This is a genomic window from Vibrio sp. 10N.222.46.A1 (genome assembly GCF_041473595.1).
Classification (GTDB): Bacteria; Pseudomonadota; Gammaproteobacteria; order Enterobacterales; family Vibrionaceae; genus Vibrio; species Vibrio tasmaniensis_A.
Genome location: NZ_JBFRSN010001468.1, coordinates 1 through 671 on the forward strand (window position 1 = coordinate 1; position 671 = coordinate 671).

Annotated in this window: 1 protein-coding gene and 1 pseudogene; both read left to right on the forward strand. The window is 45.0% G+C overall.

Annotation, left to right across the window (positions count from 1 at the left end; translation table 11 throughout):
- The coding region (traE, locus tag AB4496_RS27415; protein WP_372133123.1) for a type IV conjugative transfer system protein TraE at positions 1–394 on the forward strand (394 nt) is incomplete at its 5' end.
- Positions 391–671: pseudogene (locus tag AB4496_RS27420) on the forward strand (type-F conjugative transfer system secretin TraK); the annotation flags it as partial. The gene traE and the pseudogene AB4496_RS27420, both read left to right, overlap by 4 nt.

Genomic DNA, 671 nt, shown 5'->3' on the forward strand with positions numbered 1-671 from the left:
AGCGTTTACGATCTCAAGCGATGCGGTTGATGAAGCGTATCTTTCTATGATGGCCGATTGGTGGATACACCTAAAATTTAATGTCACGCCCTCTAACGTTAAACGTCAATTCAACTTACTCATTACCTACGTGCCGCCTAAATACTGGAGCGGCTTACAAGACAAGTTGATGCGAGAAGCCGAATTTATCATCGAGAACGACGTCACCAGTTTTTTTGAAGTTGACACGCTGTCTATCAACCTGAATGAAATGAAAATACGGGTCAAAGGCACGCTCAACAAAACCATCGCGGGGCGCACACTTGACCCTGAGCCCGTGACTTATCTACTCCAAGCCGATTACTCAAGTGGCTTGATTGAACTTCACACCATCGCCCAAGAGATACCGTTATGAAAATACGCTTGATTTATGCTTTTTTTGGTTTGTTGTTACCCATCATGAGCCACGCCCATACGATTGACGCAAAGACCTACTATTTTGAGCAAAATGATACCATTGTGTTGCCCTTATCCTCGGTCAACACCAACCGTTTAGTAGTGAAAGACGACAAGATATTAAACCTTCATTGCCCTAGAGGGTTTTGTCTCGCTAAAGCCAATCAACGAGACCAATCGGGCTCTATTACCGTCAAACTCAACATCGCCTTGCCTTTTACCGCGCACGTCACCAC